Origin of the sequence: Mycolicibacter kumamotonensis (assembly GCF_002086285.1) — a bacterium.
GTDB lineage: Bacteria > Actinomycetota > Actinomycetes > Mycobacteriales > Mycobacteriaceae > Mycobacterium > Mycobacterium kumamotonense.
In genome coordinates, this window is sequence record NZ_MVHU01000004.1 from 134,458 (window position 1) to 157,860 (window position 23,403).

21 protein-coding genes are annotated in these 23,403 nt (G+C 68.3%); 10 read left to right on the forward strand and 11 right to left on the reverse strand.

The annotated features are described in order from the left end of the window. Positions 1 to 16: 16 nt before the first annotated feature. Genes BST28_RS04650 through BST28_RS04660 form a run of 3 tightly spaced genes read right to left on the reverse strand, consistent with a single transcriptional unit; the run spans position 17 to position 1,372 of the window. A complete protein-coding gene (locus BST28_RS04650) occupies positions 17 to 310 on the reverse strand; it encodes a DUF503 domain-containing protein (protein WP_019736559.1) in 294 nt (97 codons plus the stop codon). A gap of 2 nt (positions 311 to 312) precedes the next feature. Continuing rightward, positions 313 to 843 carry a lipoprotein LppK gene (lppK, locus tag BST28_RS04655; protein WP_019736560.1) on the reverse strand — a complete coding sequence of 177 codons (531 nt, stop codon included), beginning with the start codon at positions 841 to 843 and terminating at the stop codon, positions 313 to 315. Positions 844 to 853: 10 nt separating this feature from the next. After that, positions 854 to 1,372: an MTB12 family secreted protein gene (locus tag BST28_RS04660; protein WP_052312243.1), complete on the reverse strand. Its 519-nt coding sequence runs from the start codon at positions 1,370 to 1,372 to the stop codon at positions 854 to 856. A gap of 124 nt (positions 1,373 to 1,496) precedes the next feature. Here BST28_RS04660 and arc point away from each other — a divergent pair, with 124 nt between their 5' ends. After that, positions 1,497 to 3,320 carry a proteasome ATPase gene (gene arc / locus BST28_RS04665; RefSeq protein ID WP_029249107.1) on the forward strand — a complete coding sequence of 608 codons (1,824 nt, stop codon included), beginning with the start codon at positions 1,497 to 1,499 and terminating at the stop codon, positions 3,318 to 3,320. Between the two features lie 109 nt (positions 3,321 to 3,429). Here the strand turns inward: arc and BST28_RS04670 are convergent, their stop codons facing one another. Continuing rightward, a complete protein-coding gene (locus BST28_RS04670; protein ID WP_083080143.1) occupies positions 3,430 to 3,846 on the reverse strand; it encodes a hypothetical protein in 417 nt (138 codons plus the stop codon). Positions 3,847 to 3,971: 125 nt separating this feature from the next. On the opposite strand from BST28_RS04670, the gene BST28_RS04675 reads away from it, so the two are divergent. The 6 genes from BST28_RS04675 (at position 3,972) to BST28_RS04700 (ending at position 8,714) form a co-directional block, all read left to right on the forward strand. Continuing rightward, on the forward strand, positions 3,972 to 4,598 hold the full coding sequence (locus BST28_RS04675) for a TetR/AcrR family transcriptional regulator (RefSeq protein ID WP_029249108.1): 627 nt from the start codon (positions 3,972 to 3,974) through the stop codon (positions 4,596 to 4,598). Positions 4,599 to 4,620: 22 nt separating this feature from the next. Beyond that, on the forward strand, positions 4,621 to 6,129 hold the full coding sequence (dop, locus tag BST28_RS04680; RefSeq protein WP_019736565.1) for a depupylase/deamidase Dop: 1,509 nt from the start codon (positions 4,621 to 4,623) through the stop codon (positions 6,127 to 6,129). A gap of 101 nt (positions 6,130 to 6,230) precedes the next feature. After that, positions 6,231 to 6,425: a ubiquitin-like protein Pup gene (locus BST28_RS04685; RefSeq protein ID WP_013828730.1), complete on the forward strand. Its 195-nt coding sequence runs from the start codon at positions 6,231 to 6,233 to the stop codon at positions 6,423 to 6,425. Continuing rightward, positions 6,422 to 7,306 (forward strand): proteasome subunit beta, encoded by an 885-nt coding sequence (prcB, locus tag BST28_RS04690; RefSeq protein ID WP_019736567.1) that lies wholly within the window; start codon positions 6,422 to 6,424, stop codon positions 7,304 to 7,306. Before BST28_RS04685 ends, prcB begins: the two co-directional genes overlap by 4 nt. Then, the gene (gene prcA, locus BST28_RS04695; protein ID WP_019736568.1) at positions 7,303 to 8,049 is read left to right on the forward strand and encodes a proteasome subunit alpha; all 747 of its coding nucleotides are present in this window, start codon (positions 7,303 to 7,305) and stop codon (positions 8,047 to 8,049) included. The genes prcB and prcA overlap by 4 nt, the downstream gene beginning before the upstream one ends. 8 nt (positions 8,050 to 8,057) lie before the next feature. Then, positions 8,058 to 8,714 carry a GntR family transcriptional regulator gene (locus BST28_RS04700; protein ID WP_083080145.1) on the forward strand — a complete coding sequence of 219 codons (657 nt, stop codon included), beginning with the start codon at positions 8,058 to 8,060 and terminating at the stop codon, positions 8,712 to 8,714. A 96-nt stretch (positions 8,715 to 8,810) separates the two neighbouring features. On the opposite strand, the gene BST28_RS25030 is transcribed toward BST28_RS04700, so the two are convergent. Together BST28_RS25030 and gjpA are read right to left on the reverse strand one after the other, a co-directional pair. Further along, positions 8,811 to 11,045: a PGRS repeat-containing protein gene (locus BST28_RS25030; protein WP_165758050.1), complete on the reverse strand. Its 2,235-nt coding sequence runs from the start codon at positions 11,043 to 11,045 to the stop codon at positions 8,811 to 8,813. A gap of 49 nt (positions 11,046 to 11,094) precedes the next feature. Beyond that, positions 11,095 to 12,186 carry an outer membrane porin GjpA gene (gene gjpA, locus BST28_RS04710; RefSeq protein ID WP_083080148.1) on the reverse strand — a complete coding sequence of 364 codons (1,092 nt, stop codon included), beginning with the start codon at positions 12,184 to 12,186 and terminating at the stop codon, positions 11,095 to 11,097. Positions 12,187 to 12,739: 553 nt separating this feature from the next. Here gjpA and BST28_RS04715 point away from each other — a divergent pair. Further along, the gene (locus tag BST28_RS04715) at positions 12,740 to 15,007 is read left to right on the forward strand and encodes a PEP/pyruvate-binding domain-containing protein (RefSeq protein WP_420093424.1); all 2,268 of its coding nucleotides are present in this window, start codon (positions 12,740 to 12,742) and stop codon (positions 15,005 to 15,007) included. On the opposite strand, the gene BST28_RS04720 is transcribed toward BST28_RS04715, so the two are convergent. The 4 genes from BST28_RS04720 to BST28_RS04735 all read right to left on the reverse strand — a co-directional run bounded on the left by BST28_RS04720 (position 14,982) and on the right by BST28_RS04735 (position 17,743). Next, on the reverse strand, positions 14,982 to 15,218 hold the full coding sequence (locus BST28_RS04720) for a DUF167 domain-containing protein (RefSeq protein WP_019736957.1): 237 nt from the start codon (positions 15,216 to 15,218) through the stop codon (positions 14,982 to 14,984). The two genes, BST28_RS04715 and BST28_RS04720, sit on opposite strands and share 26 nt — an antisense overlap. 96 nt (positions 15,219 to 15,314) lie before the next feature. After that, complete coding sequence (locus BST28_RS04725; RefSeq protein WP_019736958.1) at positions 15,315 to 16,511, reverse strand: lipid-transfer protein; 1,197 nt, start codon at positions 16,509 to 16,511, stop codon at positions 15,315 to 15,317. Beyond that, the gene (locus tag BST28_RS04730; protein WP_019736959.1) at positions 16,504 to 16,953 is read right to left on the reverse strand and encodes a Zn-ribbon domain-containing OB-fold protein; all 450 of its coding nucleotides are present in this window, start codon (positions 16,951 to 16,953) and stop codon (positions 16,504 to 16,506) included. Before BST28_RS04730 ends, BST28_RS04725 begins: the two co-directional genes overlap by 8 nt. A gap of 100 nt (positions 16,954 to 17,053) precedes the next feature. After that, entirely contained in the window at positions 17,054 to 17,743 is a 690-nt protein-coding gene (locus tag BST28_RS04735) for a sensor domain-containing protein (protein ID WP_165607132.1), read from the reverse strand. 71 nt (positions 17,744 to 17,814) lie between these two features. Between BST28_RS04735 and polA the strand changes: the two genes are divergently transcribed. Next, positions 17,815 to 20,541, forward strand: coding sequence for a DNA polymerase I (gene polA / locus BST28_RS04740; RefSeq protein WP_083080151.1), 2,727 nt, complete (start codon positions 17,815 to 17,817; stop codon positions 20,539 to 20,541). 93 nt (positions 20,542 to 20,634) lie between these two features. Here polA and BST28_RS04745 read toward each other — a convergent pair whose 3' ends face one another. After that, a complete protein-coding gene (locus BST28_RS04745) occupies positions 20,635 to 21,771 on the reverse strand; it encodes a PrsW family intramembrane metalloprotease (RefSeq protein WP_029249182.1) in 1,137 nt (378 codons plus the stop codon). A gap of 166 nt (positions 21,772 to 21,937) precedes the next feature. Here BST28_RS04745 and rpsA point away from each other — a divergent pair, with 166 nt between their 5' ends. Beyond that, the gene (rpsA, locus tag BST28_RS04750; protein ID WP_019736963.1) at positions 21,938 to 23,377 is read left to right on the forward strand and encodes a 30S ribosomal protein S1; all 1,440 of its coding nucleotides are present in this window, start codon (positions 21,938 to 21,940) and stop codon (positions 23,375 to 23,377) included. Positions 23,378 to 23,403 lie beyond the last annotated feature (26 nt).

The following is a 23,403-nucleotide window of genomic DNA, read 5'->3' on the forward strand; positions in this document are numbered from 1 at the left end:
CGCTTGCGTCGCGGCGCTAGTCGTCGCTGCGGTTCAGCCCGCGGTGCACCGACAGCAGTTCGACTTCCGGGCGGGCGGCCACCAGACGTTCGGCCGCGTCCAGCAGCTGCACCAGATGGCCCCGCTCGCCGGACACCGCGGACACCCCGATCCCGCTGCGCCGGTGCAGCTCCGCCGAATCCGTCTCGGCGGCCGCCACGTTGAACTTGCGCCGCAGTTCCGCGACGATCGGCCGCACCACCGAACGCTTCTCTTTGAGCGAATGCACGTCGCCTAGCAGCAGGTCGAACTCCAGCCAGCCGATCCACATGGCTACGGGGTGGCCGGCGTCGAGGAGCCGGAGTGCGCCTCGGCGAACGCCAGCAAGGTCTTGGCGGTCTCCTGCGACAGCTGCCAGCCACCGTGGTGCGGCGCGAACTCCATCGGGAAGGTGAATCCGCCGGCGTCGGGGTTGGCGGTGTTGACGGTGACGTCGGCGGTCACGTTGCCCGGATGGCGGTCCGACCAGGTCAGCTCGGCGGCCTCGAGGTTCAACGGCAGATAGCCGCCGTCTTTGAGGGCGGTGCCGAACTTGGCGATGGTCTCGGCGTCGGTGGGCTTGGCGTTCTCGATGAGGCCCACCTTGTCCGCCGCGGGAAGGTCGGGGTCGGAGAGTCGGTACAGCACGTCGGTCAGCGCCTCGGGTGCCGGCATCGCCGACGCCGGAGGTTCCGCGGGCGCCGTCGTGGTCGACGTCGTTGGCAGCTCGGCCGGTGGTGGTGGCGCCGACTGGTGGCCGGTGCAGCCCGACAGCGCCAGCACCGCCGCCAGGGCGGTGCTCACGGCGATGCGTTGCCGGGCCATCCAGCAGCGGTCAGTTCGACGAAGTCATCTGCGACAGCGTCATCAGCGAGCTCCGGGACAGCTTCCAGCCGCCCTGGTCGACGAACATCAGGTTGACCGTGCGCGGCTCCATCTGCGGCCCGGAGGCGGTGACGTCCGCCGTGGCAGCGCCGGGGCCGGCCGGGGCGATGTTCGCCACACCGATCGACAGCGGGAACTTGCCGTTCGCCACGCCCTTGGCCATCTTGCGGTCCATGACACTGCTCTCGACCGGGCCCAGGCCGCCCTCAACCAGGTGGGACTTGCCGGCGGCGGGGATGGCCGGGTCAGCCAGGGTGTTGAGAACGTCGGTCAACTGCTCGGGCGCCGGCACGGCGGCCGGCGGGTCGAGCGGCAGGGGCGCGCCGAACACCGTCAGCTGCACCTGCGGAACGACGGTTGCAACCGAAGTCACACCTGCTGCGGCTGCCCCGACGATCGCGGCTGCTGCGAAGCCTGTGGCTAGGTATTTCACGGTCACAAAGGTCCTTTCGACGGCTTGAATTGTCATCAAGGCTAACAGCGTTTCCGGTGTGTCGGATTCCCACTGCGCACGCGAATGCACAATGGCCGGTAGCGTTGAGGTATCCGTCGCTTCAACTTCCAGTTCGGGAAAGGAGCGCAACATGGACAACATGGGAGACTCAGGGCGTTCTGAGGCCTTCGACGCGTCCAGCGGGCCGGGTATCCCCGGTGACGACCTGGCCGAGCTGGAGGAGCTGCGCCGCGAGGCCGCGGTGCTGCGCGAACAGCTGGACAGCGCCCCGCAGGACAGCGCCCGTGTCGGGCGTGACGTGCGGCAGCTCGAGGCCCACATCGACTCGCTGACTGCGCGCAACTCCAAGCTGATGGACACCCTCAAGGACGCACGTCAGCAGCTGCTTGCGCTGCGCGAGGAGGTCGACCGGCTGGGCCAGCCGCCCAGCGGGTACGGCGTGCTGCTGGCCAGCCACGACGACGACACCGTCGACGTGTTCACCTCCGGGCGACGGATGCGGCTGAACATCTCGCCGAACATCGACGTCTCGACCCTCAAAAAGGGTCAGACGGTGCGGCTCAACGAGGCACTGACCGTTGTCGAGGCCACCGCCTTCGAATCAGTCGGCGAGATTTCAACCCTGCGTGAGGTGCTGGCCGACGGTCACCGGGCGCTGGTGGTGGGCCACGCCGATGAGGAGCGCATCGTCTGGCTGGCCGAGCCGCTGGTCGCCCCCGACCTTCCCGACAGCAACCCGGACGCCATGTCCGATGACCGGCGTCCCCGCAAGCTGCGCCCCGGCGACTCGCTGCTGGTCGACACCAAGGCCGGCTACGCGTTCGAGCGCATCCCCAAGGCCGAGGTCGAAGACCTGGTGCTCGAGGAGGTGCCCGACGTCAGCTACGGCGACATCGGCGGCCTGACTCGCCAGATCGAGCAGATCCGGGACGCCGTGGAACTGCCGTTCCTGCACAAGGACCTCTACCGCGAGTACGCGCTGCGTCCGCCCAAAGGGGTGCTGCTCTACGGTCCGCCCGGCTGCGGTAAGACGCTGATCGCCAAGGCGGTGGCCAACTCACTGGCCAAGAAGATGGCCGAGGTGCGCGGCGACGACGCCCACGAGGCCAAGTCGTACTTCCTCAACATCAAGGGCCCCGAGCTGCTCAACAAGTTCGTCGGCGAGACCGAGCGTCACATCCGGCTGATCTTCCAGCGTGCGCGGGAGAAGGCCTCCGAAGGCACCCCAGTGATCGTGTTCTTCGACGAGATGGACTCGATCTTCCGCACCCGCGGCACCGGCGTCTCTTCGGATGTGGAGACGACGGTGGTTCCCCAGCTGCTCAGTGAGATCGACGGCGTGGAGGGGCTGGAGAACGTCATCGTGATCGGCGCCTCCAACCGGGAGGACATGATCGACCCGGCGATCCTGCGGCCCGGCCGCCTCGACGTCAAGATCAAGATCGAGCGCCCGGATGCCGAAGCCGCCCAGGACATCTTCTCCAAGTACCTCACCGTGGGGCTGCCGGTGCACGCCGACGACCTGGCCGAGTTCGGCGGGGACCGAGCGGCCTGCATCAAGGCGATGATCGAGAAGGTCGTCGACCGGATGTACGCCGAGATCGACGACAACCGGTTCCTGGAGGTCACCTACGCCAACGGGGACAAGGAAGTCATGTACTTCAAGGACTTCAACTCCGGGGCGATGATCCAGAACGTCGTCGACCGCGCGAAGAAGAACGCGATCAAGTCGGTGCTGGAGACGGGTCAGCCCGGTCTGCGCATCCAGCACCTGCTGGACTCGATCGTCGACGAGTTCGCCGAGAACGAGGACCTGCCCAACACCACCAATCCCGATGACTGGGCGCGGATCTCGGGCAAGAAGGGGGAGCGGATCGTCTACATCCGCACCCTGGTCACCGGCAAGAGCTCGAGCGCCAGCCGTGCCATCGACACCGAATCCAACCTGGGCCAGTACCTCTAGCCGCGCCCGGTGGCGCGAAGCCCCCAGTGGCGCGAGCGTGCGTGTTTGCACATCGACACGCCGCAAATCTTGTACAACTACGCACGCTCGCGCCGGCCGCCACCCGCGCCTAGCCCGATTTGCCTAGCTGCTCGGTTGCGACTTTGGTGGCGCCGATAGCCGCATAGGTGCCCGTCAGGGCCACCATGCTCAGAGCCGCCCGCAACGGCAGATCGCGGCGTATCAGGTGGCCGACGCCGTTGACGGTGTCGGTGGTGTCGACCGCCAGGGCGAGCCGCCTCCAGCGATGGCGTTCCGCGGTGGCACTGGTCAGGTAGCCCAAGCCCATCGCGAATGCACGCGCGCCATAGATCCGGGTCAGGTAGGTGAGTTCGGGGGAGGGTGTGACGCCCAGGATTCTGGCGAAGCCCCGCGGTGCGGCCAGCGAGGCGGCGGCAAGGACCACCCGCCCGAGTGCCATCAGGCTCAAGGCGCTGGTGCGACTCTCGTCGACGGCGACGTCCTGAGCGACATGTGTCGTTGCCATGCGAGCCTCCTCGTCCGGTCGAACTAACTGACTGACCGTCAGTCATGTTACCGTAGCGGTGGCTGCACGCCACTGTCAAACGTGTTCGGCGCCGGCGGCACCGATCCCGAGAAAGGAGATGTGCCTTGGCGCAACAGGGATCTCGACGACGACGCACGACGTTGCCCGCCGAACAACGGGAACGTCAGTTGTTGGAGGTGACCCGAGGCTTGCTGCTGGCCGACGGGCCGACCGAGCTGACGGTGGACAAGGTCACCGCGGCGGCCCAGGTCGCCAAGGGCACCTTCTACCTGTACTTCGATTCCAAGGATCACCTGCTGGCGAAACTGTGGTCCGACTACCTGGAGACCTTCCTGGCCACCGTGCGGGGCCAGCTCACCGCCACGACGCCCTCGGCCCCCGGTTGGCCCGCGGCAATCGATGCGCTGATCGAGCAGATGGTCCGCTACGACATCGCCAACGCGGCGCTGCACCGGGCGGTGTTCTCACAAGCCTCCGGTGACGGATTGCGCCAACTACGCCAAGCCGATTCGAAAGTCATCACGCTGCTGGCCGACGCGATCGCCGCCGCCGTAGTTGCCGGGGCCGCCACGGTGGCCGATCCGGCCACCACGGCAGGGCTGTTGTACTACGCCGTCGACGGCCTGTTGAACGCCGCTTACCTGGGCGAGGCCGAGCCGGACGCGGACGTCATCATCGCCGCGGCCCGGGAGATGGCCCACCGGACCCTACTCACCAACCGGCCCCGCTGATGGCCTCGCATAGGCTGAGGCCATGCAACGGATCATCGGGACGGAAGTCGAATACGGCATTGCTTCGCCGTCGGATCCGACCGCGAACCCGATCCTGACCTCCACTCAGGCGGTACTGGCCTACGCGGCGGCGGCCGGTATCCCGCGCGCCAAGCGCACCCGCTGGGACTACGAGGTGGAATCCCCGCTGCGCGACGCCCGCGGCTTCGACCTGTCCCGCTCGTCGGGCCCGCCGCCGATCATCGACGCCGACGAGGTCGGGGCGGCCAACATGATCCTGACCAACGGGGCCCGGCTGTATGTCGACCACGCCCACCCGGAGTACTCCGCGCCCGAGGTCACCGACCCGCTGGACGCGGTGATCTGGGACAAGGCCGGCGAGCGGGTGATGGAGGCCGCCGCCCGCCACGTGGCCAGCGTCCCGGGGGCCGCCAAGCTGCAGCTCTACAAGAACAACATCGACAACAAGGGTGCCTCCTACGGCACCCACGAGAACTACCTGATGAGCCGGCAGACACCGTTCTCGGCGATCATCGCCGGCCTGACCCCGTTCCTGGTGTCGCGGCAGGTGGTCACCGGTTCCGGCCGCGTCGGCCTGGGCCCCGCCGGGGACGAACCGGGCTTCCAGCTCTCCCAGCGCGCCGACTACATCGAGGTCGAGGTCGGCCTGGAGACCACCCTCAAGCGCGGCATCATCAACACCCGCGACGAACCGCACGCCGACGCCGACAAGTATCGCCGGCTGCACGTCATCATCGGCGACGCCAACCTCGCCGAGACCTCCACGTATCTGAAGTTGGGCACCACGGCGCTGGTGCTCGACCTCATCGAGGAGGGCCCCGAGCACGGCATCGACCTGACCGACCTGACGCTGGCCCGTCCGGTGCGCGCGGTGCACGTGATCAGTCGCGACCCGACGCTGCGGGCGACCGTGGCGCTGGCCGACGGCCGGGAGATGACCGCCCTTGCGCTGCAACGGATCTACCTGGACCGGGTGGCCAAGCTGGTCGACGCCCGCGATCCGGATCCGCGCGCCACCGACATCATCGAGACCTGGGCCCGGGTCCTCGATCAGCTGGAACGCGACCCGATGGAGTGCGCCGACCTGCTGGACTGGCCGGCCAAGCTGCGCCTGCTGGAGGGTTTCCGGCAGCGCGAGAACCTGAGCTGGTCGGCTCCGCGGCTGCACCTGATCGACCTGCAGTACTCCGACGTCCGGCTGGACAAGGGCCTCTACAACCGGCTGGTCGCCCGCGGTTCCATGCAGCGGTTGATCACCGAGCAGCAGGTCCTCGACGCGGTGGACAACCCACCCACCGACACCCGTGCCTACTTCCGCGGCGAGTGCCTGCGCCGGTTCGGCGCCGACATCGCGGCGGCCAGCTGGGACTCGGTGATCTTCGACCTCGGCGGGGAGTCGCTGGTCCGCATTCCCACCCTGGAGCCGCTGCGCGGCAGCAAGGCCCACGTCGGGGCGTTGCTGGACTCGGTAGACAGCGCAGCTGAGCTGGTCGAACAACTGACCACCTAGGCGCCGCGCGCCTTAGCCCACGTCCGCGCCGGTACCGACGGTAGGGTGGAGAAACCGACGTGCGCGTGATGCGCAAGCCGATGGAGATGCAGGAGGCAGCGATGGCTCAGGAGCAGACCAAGCGTGGCGGTGGCGGTGGCGACGAGGACGACCCCACCGGTCCCGCGGCCGCCGGCCAGGAGCGTCGCGAGAAGCTGACCGGCGAGACCGACGACCTGCTCGACGAGATCGACGACGTGCTGGAAGAGAACGCGGAGGACTTCGTGCGCGCGTACGTCCAAAAGGGCGGCCAGTGAGCTGGCCCTTCCATGACCGTCTTCCCGTCCAATCCGCGCTCCCGGGGCTGCCGTCGGCCTCGGTAGACCTGTCGTCGTTCTCGGACTTCCTGCGCCGCCAGGCGCCGGATCTGCTGCCGGCGGGCAGCGCGGGCCAGAGCTCCGGCGCCGGGGCGGAGCTGCCGCACGGCACCACGATCGTCGCGCTGAAATACCCCGGCGGTGTGGTGATGGCCGGGGACCGGCGCTCCACCCAGGGCAACATGATCGCCGGGCGTGACGTGCAGAAGGTCTACATCACCGACGACTACACCGCCACCGGCATCGCCGGCACCGCGGCGATCGCCGTCGAATTCGCCCGGCTCTACGCCGTCGAGCTTGAGCATTACGAGAAACTCGAAGGGGTGCCGCTGACGTTCGCCGGAAAGGTGAACCGGCTGGCGATCATGGTGCGCGGCAACCTGGGCGCGGCGATGCAGGGGTTGCTGGCGCTGCCATTGCTGGTGGCCTATGACATCGACGAGGCTGACACCCAGCACGCCGGGCGCATCGTGTCGTTCGACGCCGCCGGGGGATGGAACATCGAGGAGGAGGGCTATCAGGCGGTCGGCTCCGGATCGCTGTTCGCCAAGTCCTCGATGAAGAAGCTGTACGCGCAGGTGGCCGACGCGGATTCGGCGCTTCGAGTGGCGGTCGAGGCACTGTACGACGCCGCCGACGACGATTCCGCCACCGGCGGACCGGATCTGGTGCGCGGCATCTACCCGACGGCGGTCACCATCGACGCCGACGGCGCCGTCGACATCCCCGAGGAGCGCATCGCCGAGCTGGCCCGGGAAGTCATCGAGAGTCGCACTCGCGGGCGGGATCCGGAGCCGAAGAGCAAGCGGGGTAAGAAATGAGCTTCCCGTACTTCATCTCCCCTGAGCAGGCGATGCGCGAGCGGAGTGAGCTGGCGCGCAAGGGCATCGCCCGCGGCCGCAGCGTGGTGGCGCTGGCCTACGCCGACGGGGTGCTGTTCGTCGCCGAGAATCCTTCGCGCTCACTGCAGAAGATCAGCGAGCTCTACGACCGGGTCGGGTTCGCCGCCGCGGGCCGGATCAACGAATTCGAGAACCTGCGCCGCGGTGGCATCCAGTTCGCCGACACCCGCGGCTACGCCTACGACCGCCGCGACGTCACCGCACGCCAGCTGGCCAACGTCTACGCCCAGACCCTGGGAACGATCTTCACCGAGCAGGCGAAGCCCTACGAAGTCGAGCTGTGCGTGGCCGGAGTGGCCTACCAGGGTCAGGCCAAAGCCCCTGAGCTGTACCGGATCACCTACGACGGGTCGATCACCGACGAGCCGCATTACGTGGTGATGGGCGGCACCACTGAGCCGGTGATCGCCGCGCTCAAGGAGTCTTACACCGAGAACGCCGCACTGCCCGACGCCCTGCGGCTCGCGGTCAACGCCTTGCAGCAGCCCGACACCGGCAATGGATCCGAGTCCCGCAAGTTGGGGCCCGGCACCCTTGAGGTGGCCATTCTGGACGCCAACCGGCCGCGACGGGCCTTTCGTAGGATCGCTCGGTCGACATTGGAAGAGTTGCTGCCGCAGGCAGATTCGTCGGGGGAGACATCAGGCGACGCTTCCGGCTAGGGATTGCGGTGCCGAAGAAATACGGGGTCAAAGAGAAGGAGCTGGTCGCCGGCCACATCGTCGACCTTGTCCTATCCGGTGAACTGCGCACCGGCGACCGCATCAACCGCGATGCGATCGCGGCGAACCTGGGTGTCAGCCGACTGCCTGTGCAGCAGGCCCTGGATCAACTCGAGTACGAAGGCCTGGTGGTCAGCCATTACCACCGGGGTGTGTTCGTCGAGCGGTTCGATGAGGCCGCCGTGCTCGAACAGCATGAGCTGCACGGGGTGCTGAACGGTATTGCGTCGGCACGAGCGGCCACCAATCCGACCCCGCGGGTCCTGGCCGAACTCGATGCCGCACTGCGGACGTTGCGAGCCAGCAAGGAGCCCGGGGCGTTTCAGGAAGCGGCCTACGCCTACCGGCGCATCATCGTCGAGGAGTACGCCGGCCCCCGGTTGCAGGCGGCGATCGTTGCGGCACGCGTCTTCGCGCCGCGCGGATTCTGGGGGAGCTACCCCCGGGGCAATGCGGAGTTCGCTCACACCTACGAAGCGGAGACCGCGGCGATCCATGCGCGTGATGCCGAGGCCGCACGGGCCGCGAACATGGAGCGGGCGGACCTACGGGCCAAGGTGGTGATCGCCGAGCTGACCGCCCGCGGCGTGCTGGGTGCGTCATAGGGGGCTATGAGGCCTGAGGGTCGGCGGACGTGGCTTTGAGCCGGGGAAGGCCCGGCACGCGGTGGCGTGCCGGGCCTTCCCGTTTGGGGCGTCTGCCTACTCCGCGGGTGCGGGGTGCGCGCCCTGACCGCCGGTGCCGCCGGTGCCGCCGGTCGTCCCGACGGGAGCACCGCCGGGCTGGCCGGGCCCGCCGGGGGTCTCGCCGACCGCACCGCCGGTACCACCGCTGCCGCCGGTGCCGCCGTTGACGGCGCCGGCGCCGTTGCCGCCGTTGCCACCGGTTCCGCCGTTGCCGCCGACCGGATCGGTGGAGGGGGAACCGCCGTCGACGTAACCACCGCCGGCCCCGCCGGCGCCCCCGTTGCCGCCGTTGCCGGCGTGGCTGGGCCCGATACCCAGGTCGTTGGCCGGCGTTTCGACGCCGCCACTAGTACCCCCGATGCCGCCATTGCCGCCGTTGCCGGCTGTTGTTGCTCCGGCTCCGCCGTTGCCGCCGGTGCCGCCGTTGCCGCCGGAGGCAGTGCCGGAGCCGCCGGCCCCGCCTGCCCCACCGTCGCCGCCGGCGCCACCACCCGACAGGGCGCTGCCCACGTTGGCCCCGCCGTTGCCGCCGTTGCCGCCGTTGCCGCCGACGCTGACCACACCGGGTCCCGGGGCGCCGTTGCCGCCGGCACCACCCGCCCCACCAGTCCCCGCGGCGACAGTGCCGGCGCCGCCGCCGCCACTGCCGCCGTTGCCGCCGTTGCCGCCGATGCTGTAAGTGTTGCCGTCGTGCTGCCAGCCGGTGCTGGTACCGCCGTCACCACCCTTACCGCCGGCATGGCCGCCGCCACTGCCGCCGCTACCGCCGTTGCCGCCGTTGCCGCCGGCATAGGTACCGGTGCCGCCCTTGCCGCCGTCGCCGCCAGGGCCACCGGTAAAGCCGGAACCCCCGGTGCCGCCGTTGCCACCAATGGTCTGGACGGTAGGGTCATCGGTGGCGGCGTTGCCACCATCGCCGCCAAGCCCCCCGCCTTCGCCGCGGCCCGAGCCGCCGTTGCCGCCGTTGCCGCCCTTGCCGGCGCCGGCGAAGCCGCCGTCGCCGCCGTCGCCGCCTCTGCCGCCGGTCACTGCGCCACTGTCCCTGGCTCCAGCCGAAGACAGGCCAGCGGACCCACCGCTACCGCCGTTGCCGCCGTTGGCCCCGGCGCCACCATTGCCGCCATTGCCGCCGTCGGCGCCGATGCCGGTCCCGAACGAGTAGCCACCGGCGTTGGCTCCGTTGCCGCCAGCGCCGCCGTTGCCGAGGTAGATGCCGTTGGCGTCCTGGTAGGCGTTGCCGCCGTTGCCGCCGTTGCCGCCGACTGCGTTGGCACCGTACTGCCCGGCACGTCCGAAGGACGGGTCGCTGTAGATGGTGGAGCCGCGGGCCCCGGCCGCACCACCCGTGCCGGCTCTAAGGCCGACCTGGGCATTTGCGCCGTTGCCGCCGTTGACGTGCTCGGCGGTGCCGTTGGCGCCGTCCCCGCCGTTGCCGCCGCGGCCACCATCGCCACCATTGCCGCCGTTTCCGAACATGAAGCTGCTGCGGCCGCCGCCCCCGCCGTTGCCCCCGGCACTGGGGCGTCCGCCGTTACCGTCGCCGCCGTTGGCCCACGTGCCGGCGGCACCGTTGGCGCCGGTACCGCCGTTGCCGCCGTTGCCGCCGTTGCCGAAGAACCATCCAGACGCGTTGCCGCCAGCACCGGCGTTGCCGCCTGCGATAGTCGGGTCGAGGGAGGCGCCGCCGTTGCCGCCGTTGCCGCCGTTGCCCATCCAGTTGCCGCCGGCTCCGCCGGCGCCGCCGTCGGCGCCGGCTCCGCCGTCACCGCCATCGCCGCCGTCGCCGAGCCAGCCCGGCGCGTTGCCGCCGTTGCCGCCTGCGACCCCGGCTTCGGTGCTGTCCCAGCCGTCACCGCCATCGCCGAACCACAGGCCGCCGTTGCCGCCGTCCGGGTTCTCGGCGGTGCCGTCGACGCCGTTGCCGATCAGGAACTGGCCGGCGGCGGTGTTGATCCAGCCGTTGACCATCTCACCGAAGTCGCTGGTGATCCAGGACTGCAGACTGTCATGCAGCGGGTCATAGACCCACTGGTCGATCATGCCGGTCCAGTCGAAGGCGCCCACCTCGGCCGGGCCGGGGTCCAGCCATGCCGAAGTATCGAAAAGCTCAGCGATCCAATCGAACTCGTCGGCCTGCGCCGGCGTCGGCACGGTCAGCGGGGCCATCCCGAAGGCCAGGAATGCGCCCACCGCACTGGCAGTGCCAACCGCCCGAAAGTGACGGCGCGGGTTGGTGTGATGACGACTCATCTTGACGGAAACCTTTCTGAGAAAAGAGGGGGATAAGGGCTTTGGGCGATCAGAGGCCGAACAGATCGCCCAGCCAACCGAATGCGTCGGATGCTGCGCCGGCGCCGCCGTCATCGACCAGATCGGTGGGCAGCAGGGGCAGTTCGGCGCCCGCCAGCGGCGGGGTCACCACGACCGCGCCCTTGCCATCCCAGCCCGAACCCAGCAGGGCGCCGACGGTTTGGCCCCAGGCCTGCCACGCGGCGATCGGGCCGATCCCGGCACTGTTGAGGTCCAGGGTGCCCAGGACCGGGACTCCGCTGAATTCCAAGCCGACACTTTGGAACAAGGAGCCGCCGACCGCCGGTACCTCGGCGGCGAGCTCACCGCCGGGTCCCAGTACCTGGTAGCTCACAGCGGCCGCTCCCGTAGACAGCAGGCCACCGAAGGCGAAGTCCAGGTGGTCCATGGTCATGCCGGCCGGGAAGAATCCGGCGTCGTTGATCATCGGCAACAACGAATCCAGGTTCAACGTGGCGCCGTTGAGCATGGCGCCCCACATGTTGGTCAGGGTGTCGCCGAAGCTGTCACCGTCGGTGATGCTGTTCAGCAACGCGATCCAGGGGCTGACGGCTGGGCCGATCATGCCCATAAAGACCGCGCTGGCCGGCGAGCCCAGCATGTTGATGATCGGCAGGATCTGGTTGGGATCCACGTCGGCGGGCAGATACCCGGCGACCTGGCCGAACATCAGCGCGTGGGTGCTGTCCATGGTGTGGTTGATGACCGTGGCTTGGGTTTCGTCGGTGGTGTTCTGCAACGCCCACCCGGAGATCACCGCATTCAGGTGCAGCTGGAGCTGTTCATTGACGCTGTTGGTGCTGCCGGCGGGGTCGTTGAGCAGTTGGTCGGCGTAGTCCATCTGGTTGGCCCAGAACTGCTGCATCCCGACCCCGGGCGCCAAATACCAGTTGTTCAGCAGCGTGGTCAGGTTGGCCGACGCGGCGTTGACGACGTCCTCCCACGCCCCGGTCAATTGCACCGCGGGGGACAGGGCATCGGACAGGGTGGGCAATGGCGCGGCCACCGGCGTCGCCGCAATGAGGCTGGCCCCGACAAGTGCCACACCGGCGGTGGCGTAGGGGCGAACTGTGGCGTGCAAGGGGTCTCCTTCGGGTTAGTGATGCACAGCACGGAGAGGGACGAGATGAGGCTAACTGAGATACACCTGATTTGTATACAAATAAGTAGAACTTGTTCTAAAACGATCCTGGGCGTCGCGATATAGGGCTGCGTAGTGCCTGGTGTACGTGGGGGAGCTGGGGGCCCAAATCTCGGATCTAACCTGGATAACCCGGAGGCACAATGGTCGAACGAAAGCGCAGATCTCCGGGCTGAGCAGCGTCTCCGGCGCTGACGGCCGTTCAAAAATATGAATGCATGTTGTAAAAAAATGTCCAGGTCACCCAGCGGGCGAACGCACCGGCAATGGATTTCTCAGGATTGGGCCCGTCCTCACCCCGCTTCGGTGATACCGCTTCCGAACCGGAAGGCGTCGCGTTAGCGTGATCCGACGGACGCGAAGATCGGAGGACGCCACGCTTGGACCTCGCGGTAACGCCGGACAGATGAGTACGCCGATCATCAAGGCCCTGGCTGATATCCGTGCCGCCGACGCCGGCTTCAGCGGCGGCAAGGGCGCCAATCTGGGCGAGTTGCTGGCAGCCGGACTTTCGGTCCCCGACGGATTCGTCATCGGCGTCGCGGCCTACCGGGACGCCGTCGCCGCAGGCCCGCCCGCGACACCCTCGGGCGAGGTCCGTGATGCGATCGTGGCGAGCTATCGGGCCCTGGGTCCGGACGTTGCCGTAGCCGTGCGTTCATCAGCGTTGACCGAGGATGGAGCCACCTCTTCGCACGCCGGAATCTATGAGACAGCACTCAATGTCACAGGGGCAGAACAACTGCTCGACGCCGTCCGCGACTGCTGGACTTCTGCGTCATCGCCACGGGCCCGTCAATACGGTCGAACCCAAGGCCTGGGATCTGCAGAGTCCGGGATGGGTGTGGTTGTCCAGCGTCAGGTTTGCGCATCTTGCGCCGGTGTCGCCTTCACCGTTGATCCCCTGACCGGCTGTCGTGACCGACTGGTCCTGGAATCCGCACAAGGGCAGGGGCAGGCCGTTGTCGCCGGGACGGTGACGCCGGACCGCGTCGTCGTCGACAAACATTCGCTGGAGATCCTGGCGATCAAGCGTGGCCAGCGGAATATGATGCAACTCTCGTTGTCCGAGAACCAGATTCGTGAGATCTCGCAATATGCGCTGGCGATCGAGCGCAGGTACGGGCGCCCGCAGGACATCGAATGGGCCCTCGATGGGCAGGGCAAGGTCTGGATTCTGCAGGCCCGTCCCGTCACCACATTCGACGCGTTGCAGGCGAGGGCCAGAGCCGCCGAATTCTACGATCCGCCGCGCCCTCCCGGCAGTCGCTGGACCCGGGTGAACATCGGCGAGGCGCTGCCCGGGGTACCCACACCCCTGACCTGGTCGATGTGGAGCGCGGGACTGACCATGGCACAACGCGAATCCCAGATCCGCGTCGGCGTCATATCGAGACGCGAGGACGGGCGGATGCCGCTTCTCACGCTGGCCCGAGGATGGCCGGTGCTGTCGGTCGATCTGCTGTTGAGCCAAGTCGCCCAGGTCCCCGGCGTGGATCCCAAGGCGTTCAGTGAGCAGCTGCTCGGGGCGGCTGAAGATGTCGACGCAGCGCCGCTGGGTGCCCGTGTCGCGACCGCGTTGCGGATGACGGCGCGCGCCCCGATCGCCCTGGGCATGCTCGGCCGGCGCCTGGGACGCGCCAGTGCGATCTCGCGACGGGCATGGCAGCGGGAGGTCTCGAAGCCCGCGGTGGACCCCCAAGCGTTGTTGGCCGGGGCCGCGGCGCGTTTCGGCGAAACACTGACCGCTCACACCATGCAGACCTACTTGTGCCAGTCCCTGTACCAGGCCGTGGAGCGGTTCGCCGGAACCAAGGTGATCGACCTGCTCTCCGGAGACGGGGACCTTCCGGAGGCTCACCTTGCCCGGGATCTGTGGCTGCTGGCCGGAGGCCGGATCTCTTTGGAGCACTTTATTTCTGAGCATGGATTCCACGGTCCCGACGAGGGAGAGATCGCCTCCGCGTCGTGGCGTCAGGACCCCGAGCCGGTGCTGCAGGCCGCACAGGCATGGGTCGATGGTGACCGTTTGCGTGATCGCGTTGCGGCACTGGAGGAACGCCGTGATGAACGACGCCGGGCCGAGGCGGCGTTGTGCGCATCGGTTCCGCGCCCGTGCCGCCGGGCGGTCGCGCGTCTGATCGCCATGGCCCGTCGAGCGTTGGTCGGCCGGGAGATCGGCAAGGCGGCGTTCCTGCAAGACCTCGATGTCGCCCGCCACGCGGTGTCCTATCTGGGCGACGATGCCGTCTGGCACACCCTGGATGAACTCCGATCGAAGGTGCACCTGACGTCGGCCGATATCATTGCCCGCCAATGTATCCGTTCGCAATGCGCCACCCTGGAACCACCGCTGTCGTTTGCCGGTGATCCGGGCGAGCAGTCGTGCGGCACCGTCGAAGGTGTGCCGTCGATGATCACCGGGGTCGGCGCCAGTCCGGGTTGTGCTCGCGGGCGGGCGCGCGTGGTGACCGAACCCGCCTCGGCGGTGGTGCTCGGCGCGGATGAGGTGCTCATCGCGCATACCACCGATCCCTCGTGGGTGATGACGTTCATGACGGTCGCCGGCATGGCGATCGACGTCGGCGGGACACTGTCGCACGCGGCGATCATCGCCCGTGAGCTCGGAATCCCTTGTGTCATCGGGACCGGCAACGGCACCCGGGCGATCCCCGATGGGGCACTCGTCGAGATCGACGGATCGCAGGGGACGGTGCGGATTCTCGGCGCGCCGACTACCGATCGATCCGGAAACGCTTGATTCGCGCCCCTGCTCCCGAGGCCAGTTCGACCCGACTGCGCGGTACCCCGAAATGCTCGGCCAGCACCCGGATCACCGCCGCGTTGGCTTTGCCGTCCACGGCTTGTTCGCGTACGTAGACCGTCAGCTGACCGTCGTCGTCGGCCTCCACCAGCGGGCCCTTGCGGCTGCCCGGCTTGACCTTGACGACGACGGTTTCGGTGCTGCTCACTGCAACAGGATCCCCGTGCCGCGAGCGTGCATAGTTGTACGGCACATCGCGGCGTGTCGTGTGCAGACGCGCACTCTCACGGGGGAGAAGGTCAACTCAGCGGGCGACGATCACCGACGAGCCGTGACCGAACAGGCCCTGGTTGGCCGTCACGCCCACCGTGGCGCCCTCGACCTGCCGGCCGGTGGCGGTGCCACGCAGCTGCCAGGTCAGCTCGCACACCTGGGCGATGGCCTGCGCCGGGATCGCCTCCCCGAAGCAGGCCAGCCCGCCGGACGGGTTCACCGGCACCCGGCCGCCGATGGTGGTGGCGCCGCTGCGCAGCAGCTGCTCGCCTTCGCCCTTGGCGCACAGGCCCAAGTGCTCATACCAGTCCAGTTCCAACGCGGTGGACAGGTCATAGACCTCGGCCAGGCTGACGTCTTCGGGGCCGATACCCGCCTCCGCATAGGCCGCGTCGAGGATCTGGTCCTTGAACACCCGCTCCGGCGCCGCCACCACTGCGGTGGAATCGGTTGCGATGTCCGGTAATTCGGGAAGGTGCTGCGGGTACTGCGGGGTGACGGTGGACACCGCCCGCACCGACGGCACACCCTCGAGTGAACCCAGGTGCTTTTTTGCGAATTCCGCGCTGGCCACGATCAGCGCGGCCGCGCCGTCGGAGGTGGCGCAGATGTCGAGCTGGCGCAGCGGGTCGGAGACCACCGGGCTGGCCAGCACGTCCTCGACCGCGGATTCCTTGCGGTAGCGGGCATTCGGGTTGGACAGCCCGTGCCGGGAGTTCTTCACCTTCACCGCCGCGAAGTCCTCGGAGGTGGCGCCGTAGAGGTCCATCCGGCGGCGTGCCAGCAGCGCGAAGTACACCGGGTTCATCGCGCCGATCAGGTGGAAGCGCTGCCAGTCCGGGTCGTTCTTGCGCTCACCGCCGACCGGAGCGAACGCGCCCTTGGGGGTGGTGTCGGCGCCGATCACCAGCGCGACGTCGCAGAACCCGGCCAGAATCTGGGCGCGCGCGCTCTGCAGCGCCTGCGAACCGGACGCGCAGGCGGCATACGACGAGGACACCGGCACCCCGTTCCAGCCCAGCTTCTGGGCGAACGTGGATCCCGCGATGAAGCCGGGGTAGCCGTTGCGGATGGTGTCCGCGCCGGCCACCAGCTGGATCTGGCGCCAGTCCAGGCCGGCCTCGGCCAGCGCGGCACGAGCGGCGACCACGCCGTACTCGGTGAAGTCGCGGCCCCACTTGCCCCACGGGTGCATGCCGGCACCCAGGATGTACAACGGCTCAGGCATTGGAGTCCACCTTCTTCCACGCGTAGACGGTGTGCGTCACGCCGTCGTCGTCGGTGTAGAGCGGCATGGTGGTCAGCTCCATCTCCATGCCGACCTTCAGATCCGCGGCCAGCGTGCCCTCGACCACCTTGCCCAGCACGATCAGCCCCTCGTCGGCCAGCTCCACCGCGGCGATCGCGAACGGCTCGAACGGGTCGCTGGCCGGGTAGGGCGCCGGCGGCAGGTACCGGTTCTCGGTGTAGCTCCAGATCGTGCCGCGCCGCGACAGGGCAACCGACTCCAGCACGTCGCCGTCGCAGGCGGGGTTGGGGCAATTGTTCTCCCGCGGCGGGAACACGTAGGTGCCGCACTGCGGACACTTGGCGCCGATCAGGTGGGGAAGGCCGGCGTCATCGGTGGCGTACCACCCATCGATGGCGGGCTGTGAAGAGGCTGCTGGCACCCGCCCAGCGTACCGAACCAGACCGGCAAAACTGAAACGTGTTGCAGTTCAGCCGGCGGGGGCGGTGCTGGACACCGATCTCCTGGTGCTGCCCTACGGCCTAGCTGCGGCCGACTCGGGCGGCCACGATCTCAGCTACGCCGGCAGCGATGTTTGTGGAGCCCATCTGGTAGTTCATCACCGCGATGACGACGTTGTCGACGCTGCGCAGTTCATAGTGGCTCTGCGTGGTCAGGTCGGGCCGTGCCTCGCTGGAGTTGGTGACCCGCCATGACACAGCCGCCGGTGTGACGGTCAGATCGGTCAGCGACTGCGTGCCGATGTCGGTGATCAGCACCGAGTTGCCTGAGTTCCTGCAGTCCGTCAGGAGTTTGCCGATCCGTTGCGTCACCTTGGCCGCGGGCGCCGGTTGGGGGTAGACGCCGATCTCCTGTTTCAGCATCGCGTTACTCCACCCGGTGTAGCGGACCCGCCGGAAAGAGATCGGCGCTGGATCGAACACCGTCTCGGTGGCGCCGCCGAGGACGGCGCACCATGATCCGGGCGGGACGCCCTTCGGCCACCACGTGGGGTTGATCGGTTCGGTGTCCACGCTCGGTTCGTTCTCCGGGTTGAGCCCGGCCCGTTCCGGGAGGTCTGCCAGCGCGACTGGCAGGATGCCTACCTGATCTGCGGGGAAGGGGGTGCCGGGCTCGGCGTTGGCCGCCCCCGCTAGTCCGAGTGCAACCGCACACAGCACGGTCGTCGTGCCAGCGGCCAACCGTCGACGCGCGCATGATCGTTCCTTCACGCCACTACCGTCCCACCGTCGCTGCAGACCGTCCCGCCCGACAGCGTCGCGTCGTGCATAGAGTTGTCTCCGTGAGCTCAGCCAAGACCGCCCCGACCGACGCTGCGCAAGACACCCAGACCAAACCGACGTTGCTGCTGCTGGACGGAAACTCGCTGGCCTACCGGGCGTTCTACGCCCTGCCCGCGGAGAACTTCAAGACTCGTAGCGGCCTGACCACCAACGCCGTCTACGGGTTCACCGCCATGCTGATCAACCTGCTGCGCGACGAGGCTCCCACCCACGTCGCCGCCGCGTTCGACGTGTCCCGGCAGACCTTCCGCTCCGAGCGTTTCCCGGAGTACAAGGCGACCCGATCGAGCACCCCGGACGAGTTTCGCGGCCAGATCGACATCACCAAGGAAGTCCTCAACGCGCTGGGCATCACCACGCTGTCGGAACCCGGTTACGAGGCCGACGACCTGATCGCCACGCTGGCCACCCAGGCCGACGCCGACGGCTACCGGGTTCTGGTGGTCACCGGGGACCGCGACGCACTGCAATTGGTCAACGACAACGTGACCGTGCTCTACCCCCGCAAAGGCGTCAGCGACCTGACCCGGTTCACCCCCGAGGCGGTGGTGGAGAAGTACGGCCTGACCCCGGCCCAGTACCCGGACTTCGCGGCGCTGCGTGGCGACCCCAGCGACAACCTGCCCGGCATCCCGGGCGTCGGGGAGAAGACCGCATCGAAGTGGATCGTCGAGTACGGCTCCCTGCAGGGACTGGTCGATCAGGTCGACACCGTCAAAGGCAAGGTCGGGGATGCGTTGCGCGCCAACCTTTCCGCGGTGATCCTCAACCGCGAACTCACCGACCTGGTGCGCAACGTGCCGTTGGCCCAGACCCCGGACACACTGCGGCTGCTGCCGTGGAACCGCGAGCAGATTCACCAACTCTTCGACGACCTCGAATTCCGGGTGCTGCGCGACCGGCTCTTCGAGACGCTGTCGACCGCAGAGCCCGAGGTCGACGAGGGCTTCGAGGTGCGCGGCGGCGCACTGGAACCCGGCACCGTCGCGGCCTGGCTGGCCGAACACTGCGCCGACGGACGGCGCGCCGGGCTGGCCGTCATCGGCAGCCATCGCAGTTACGACAGCGACACCACCGCGCTGGCGATCGCCGCCGGCGACGGTGACGGCGGCTACCTCGACACCGCGACCCTGACCGCCGAGGACGACGCCGCGCTGGCCGCCTGGTTGGCCGACCCGGACCGGCCCAAAGCGCTGCACGAGGCCAAGCTGGCCCTGCACGACCTCGCCGGGCGCGGCTGGACCCTCGACGGCGTCACCTGCGACACCGCGCTGGCCGCCTACCTGGTCCGGCCCGGGCAGCGCAGTTTCAGCCTCGATGACCTGTCGGTGCGCTACCTGCGCCGGGAACTGCGCGCCGAATCCGATGAGCAGCAACAACTCTCGCTGCTCGACGACGCCGAGGGCATCGACGATCAGGCGGTGGCGACCGCGCTGCTGCGGGCCCGCGCAGTCACCGATCTGGCCGACGCGCTGGACGCCGAGCTGGCCCGCATCGACTCGGCCGCACTGCTCGCTGACATCGAGTTGCCGCTGCAGCGGGTGCTCGCCGAGCTGGAGACGGCCGGGATCGCCGTCGACCTGGACCGGCTCACCGAGCTGCAGAGCCGGTTCGGCGACGAGATCCGCGACGCCGCCGAAGCCGCCTACGCGGTGATCGGCAAGCAGATCAACCTCGGATCGCCCAAGCAGCTGCAGGTGGTGCTCTTCGACGAGCTGGGCATGCCCAAGACCAAGAAGACCAAGACCGGCTACACCACCGACGCCGACGCGCTGCAGTCGCTGTTCGACAAGACCGGCCACCCGTTCCTGGAGCACCTGCTGACTCACCGCGACGTCACCCGGCTCAAGGTGACCGTCGACGGCCTGCTCAAATCGGTTGCCTCCGATGGCCGTATCCACACCACGCTGAACCAGACCATCGCGGCGACCGGCCGGCTGTCGTCTACCGACCCCAACCTGCAGAACATTCCGATCCGCACCGACGCCGGCCGGCAGATCCGCGATGCCTTCGTCGTCGGCGCGGGCTATGCCGAGCTGATGACGGTCGACTACAGCCAGATCGAGATGCGCATCATGGCGCACCTCTCCGGTGATGCGGGTCTGATCGAGGCGTTCAACACCGGCGAGGACCTGCACTCGTTCGTCGGGTCACGGGCGTTCGGCGTGCCGATCGACGAGGTGACCCCGGATATGCGGCGCCGTGTCAAGGCGATGTCCTACGGCCTGGCCTACGGGCTGAGCGCCTACGGGCTGGCCCAGCAGCTCAAGATCTCCACCGAAGAGGCCAAAGAGCAGATGGACGCCTACTTCGACCGGTTCGGCGGGGTGCGGGACTACCTGCATCAGGTCGTCGAGCAGGCCCGCAAGGACGGTTACACCTCGACGGTGCTGGGCCGGCGGCGCTACCTGCCGGAACTGGACAGCAGCAACCGCCAGGTCCGCGAGTCCGCCGAACGCGCGGCGCTCAACGCCCCGATCCAAGGCAGTGCGGCCGACATCATCAAGGTCGCGATGATCAACGTCGACCAGGCCTTGAAGGCCTCAGGGCTGCGCTCCCGGATGCTGCTGCAGGTGCACGACGAGCTGCTCTTCGAAGTGGCCGAGGGTGAACGCGAGCCGCTGGAGGCGCTGGTGCGCGCTCAAATGGGCAGCGCCTACGAGCTGAGTGTGCCGCTGGAGGTGGCCGTCGGCTACGGGCGCAGTTGGGACGCCGCCGCGCATTAGCCTCGGCCAGCGCAAGTCGCGGTGAGTGCGCGGTTTCGCACGCAAATCCGGCCGATGCGCACCACAGCGCACACTCGGCGCGATCGGCACCGATCAGCGCCGTACCAGCCCCGGCGCGCGGTATCCCGCCATCGTGTAGAGCACGGGCGCCGCGGCCCGGGCGGCCATCACCCCGTAGGCGTCCTCGTGCTGCATCGCGAACACCTCCGGGTCGCCGAAGCCCCGGTCGATGCGGTCTCGCACGAACGCCAGCTCCACCACCTGGGCGGCGAACCTCTTGACCGCCTGCGCGGCGGGGCGGCCCCCGATGCGTCTGGCCTCGCGGATCGCCTGCTTGCGGGCCCGGATCGAACCCAGCCAGGTCTCCTCGTTCGGGCTGATCAGGCCGCCGGCCACCATCGCCGGCAGCTTGGCGGCGACCAGCTGCTGCTCGTGCCGGCGGCTCAGGATGCCCAGCAGCACCATCAGCAGGAACACCGGAACCATCCAGGTCAGGTAGGTCACCACGAAGAACTGGCCGCCGGCCGTCGCCAGTGAGGCATTCCACAGCGCGTGCATGCCCACCGCCGCCAGATACCCGAGCACGATCACGACGGCTTTGGACCCGAAGCTGCGGCGGCGCAGCGCGAAGAACACCCCGATGCCCGTCATGGTGGTGAACAGCGGGTGGGCGAACGGCCCGAAGATCAGCCGTGCGACGGCCACGGCGGCCATCTTGGCCGGCGAGTCGGCGGGCGCGATGTAGACGATGTCCTCCATCCAGGCGAATCCCACCGCCGTAATGCCCGCATACACCATGCAGTCGGTCAGCGAGTTCAGCTCGTGGCGCCGCCGGCCGGTCAGCATGATCAGCAGAAACAGGCCCTTGGCGGCCTCCTCGATGAACGGCGCCTGGATCGCGGCCATGTCGAAGGCCTTCGACACCAGCGGTCGCACGGTGGCCACCGAGGACCCGAACGTCTCCAGGCCCACCGCCAGCACCACCGCGACCGACGCTCCCCACAGGAAGGCCAGTTGCAGCAGACGCCGGGGTTCGGGCTCCCAGCGATCCAGCCACCGGTAGCAGAACAGCACCACCAGCATCGAGAGGCTGGCCAGCACCAAGGCGATCAGCGTGCCGGCCGGGTTGGCGGCGGTGAACAGCAGGAGCAGCAGCGCGGTGAGAATGGTGAGCGCGACGATGACGAACAGCGGCGCTCCGACCTTTCGGCGGTTCCGCATCCGGGGCATAGCGAGGCAGCGTAGACCACCGGTTTGTCCAGCGTGCAACACGTCGAGTAGCCTCGACAGGTAGGCCTCGACTTGTCCTAGACCGAGATCGTGGCCACCGCATGCCCAGGCATGCGTGACTTCACCCCGTCCCTACTACCTCAACTTGTCCGGAGCAACCCCACACATGCCAAGTCCCACCGTCACCTCGCCGCAAGTAGCCATCAACGACATTGGCTCGGCCGAGGATTTTCTCGCCGCCATCGACAAAACGATCAAGTACTTCAACGATGGCGACATCGTCGAGGGGACGATCGTCAAGGTTGACCGGGACGAGGTCCTGCTCGACATCGGTTACAAGACCGAAGGTGTCATTCCCAGCCGCGAGCTGTCCATCAAGCACGACGTCGACCCGCACGAGGTGGTGTCCGTCGGTGACGAGGTCGAGGCCCTGGTCCTGACCAAGGAGGACAAAGAGGGCCGGCTGATCCTGTCCAAGAAGCGCGCCCAGTACGAGCGCGCCTGGGGCACGATCGAAGAGCTCAAGGAGAAGGACGAGGCCGTCAAGGGCACCGTCATCGAGGTCGTCAAGGGCGGCCTGATCCTCGACATCGGGCTGCGCGGCTTCCTGCCCGCCTCGCTGGTCGAGATGCGCCGCGTCCGCGACCTGCAGCCCTACATCGGCCGGGAGATCGAAGCCAAGATCATCGAGCTGGACAAGAACCGCAACAACGTGGTGCTGTCCCGCCGCGCCTGGCTGGAGCAGACCCAGTCCGAGGTGCGCAGCGAGTTCCTCAACCAGCTGCAGAAGGGCGCCGTCCGCAAGGGTGTCGTCTCCTCGATCGTCAACTTCGGCGCCTTCGTCGACCTGGGCGGCGTGGACGGCCTGGTGCACGTCTCCGAGCTGTCCTGGAAGCACATCGACCACCCGTCCGAGGTGGTGCAGGTGGGCGACGAGGTCACCGTCGAGGTGCTCGACGTCGACATGGACCGCGAGCGGGTTTCGCTGTCGCTCAAGGCCACCCAGGAAGACCCGTGGCGGCACTTCGCCCGCACCCACGCGATCGGCCAGATCGTTCCGGGCAAGGTCACCAAGCTGGTGCCGTTCGGTGCGTTCGTCCGCGTCGAGGAGGGCATCGAGGGTCTGGTGCACATCTCCGAGCTGGCCGAGCAGCACGTCGAGGTCCCGGACCAGGTGGTCGCGGTCGGCGACGACGCGATGGTCAAGGTCATCGACATCGACCTGGACCGGCGCCGGATCTCGCTGAGCCTCAAGCAGGCCAACGAGGACTACACCGAGGAGTTCGACCCCTCCAAGTACGGCATGGCCGACAGCTACGACGAGCAGGGCAACTACATCTTCCCCGAGGGCTTCGACGCCGAGACCAACGAGTGGATCGAAGGTTTCGACAAGCAGCGCACCGAGTGGGAGGCCCGGTACGCCGAGGCCGAGCGCCGGCACAAGATGCACACCGCGCAGATGGAGAAGTTCGCCGCCGCCGAGCACGCCGAGCCTCGCTCGGGTGCCAACGGTTCGCACCGCGATGAGGCTCCGGCCGGCGGTTCGCTGGCCAGCGACGAGCAGCTCGCCGCGCTGCGGGAGAAGCTCGCCGGTAACAGCGCTTAACTCGCGCCCAAGCGCGGTGAAAGGGC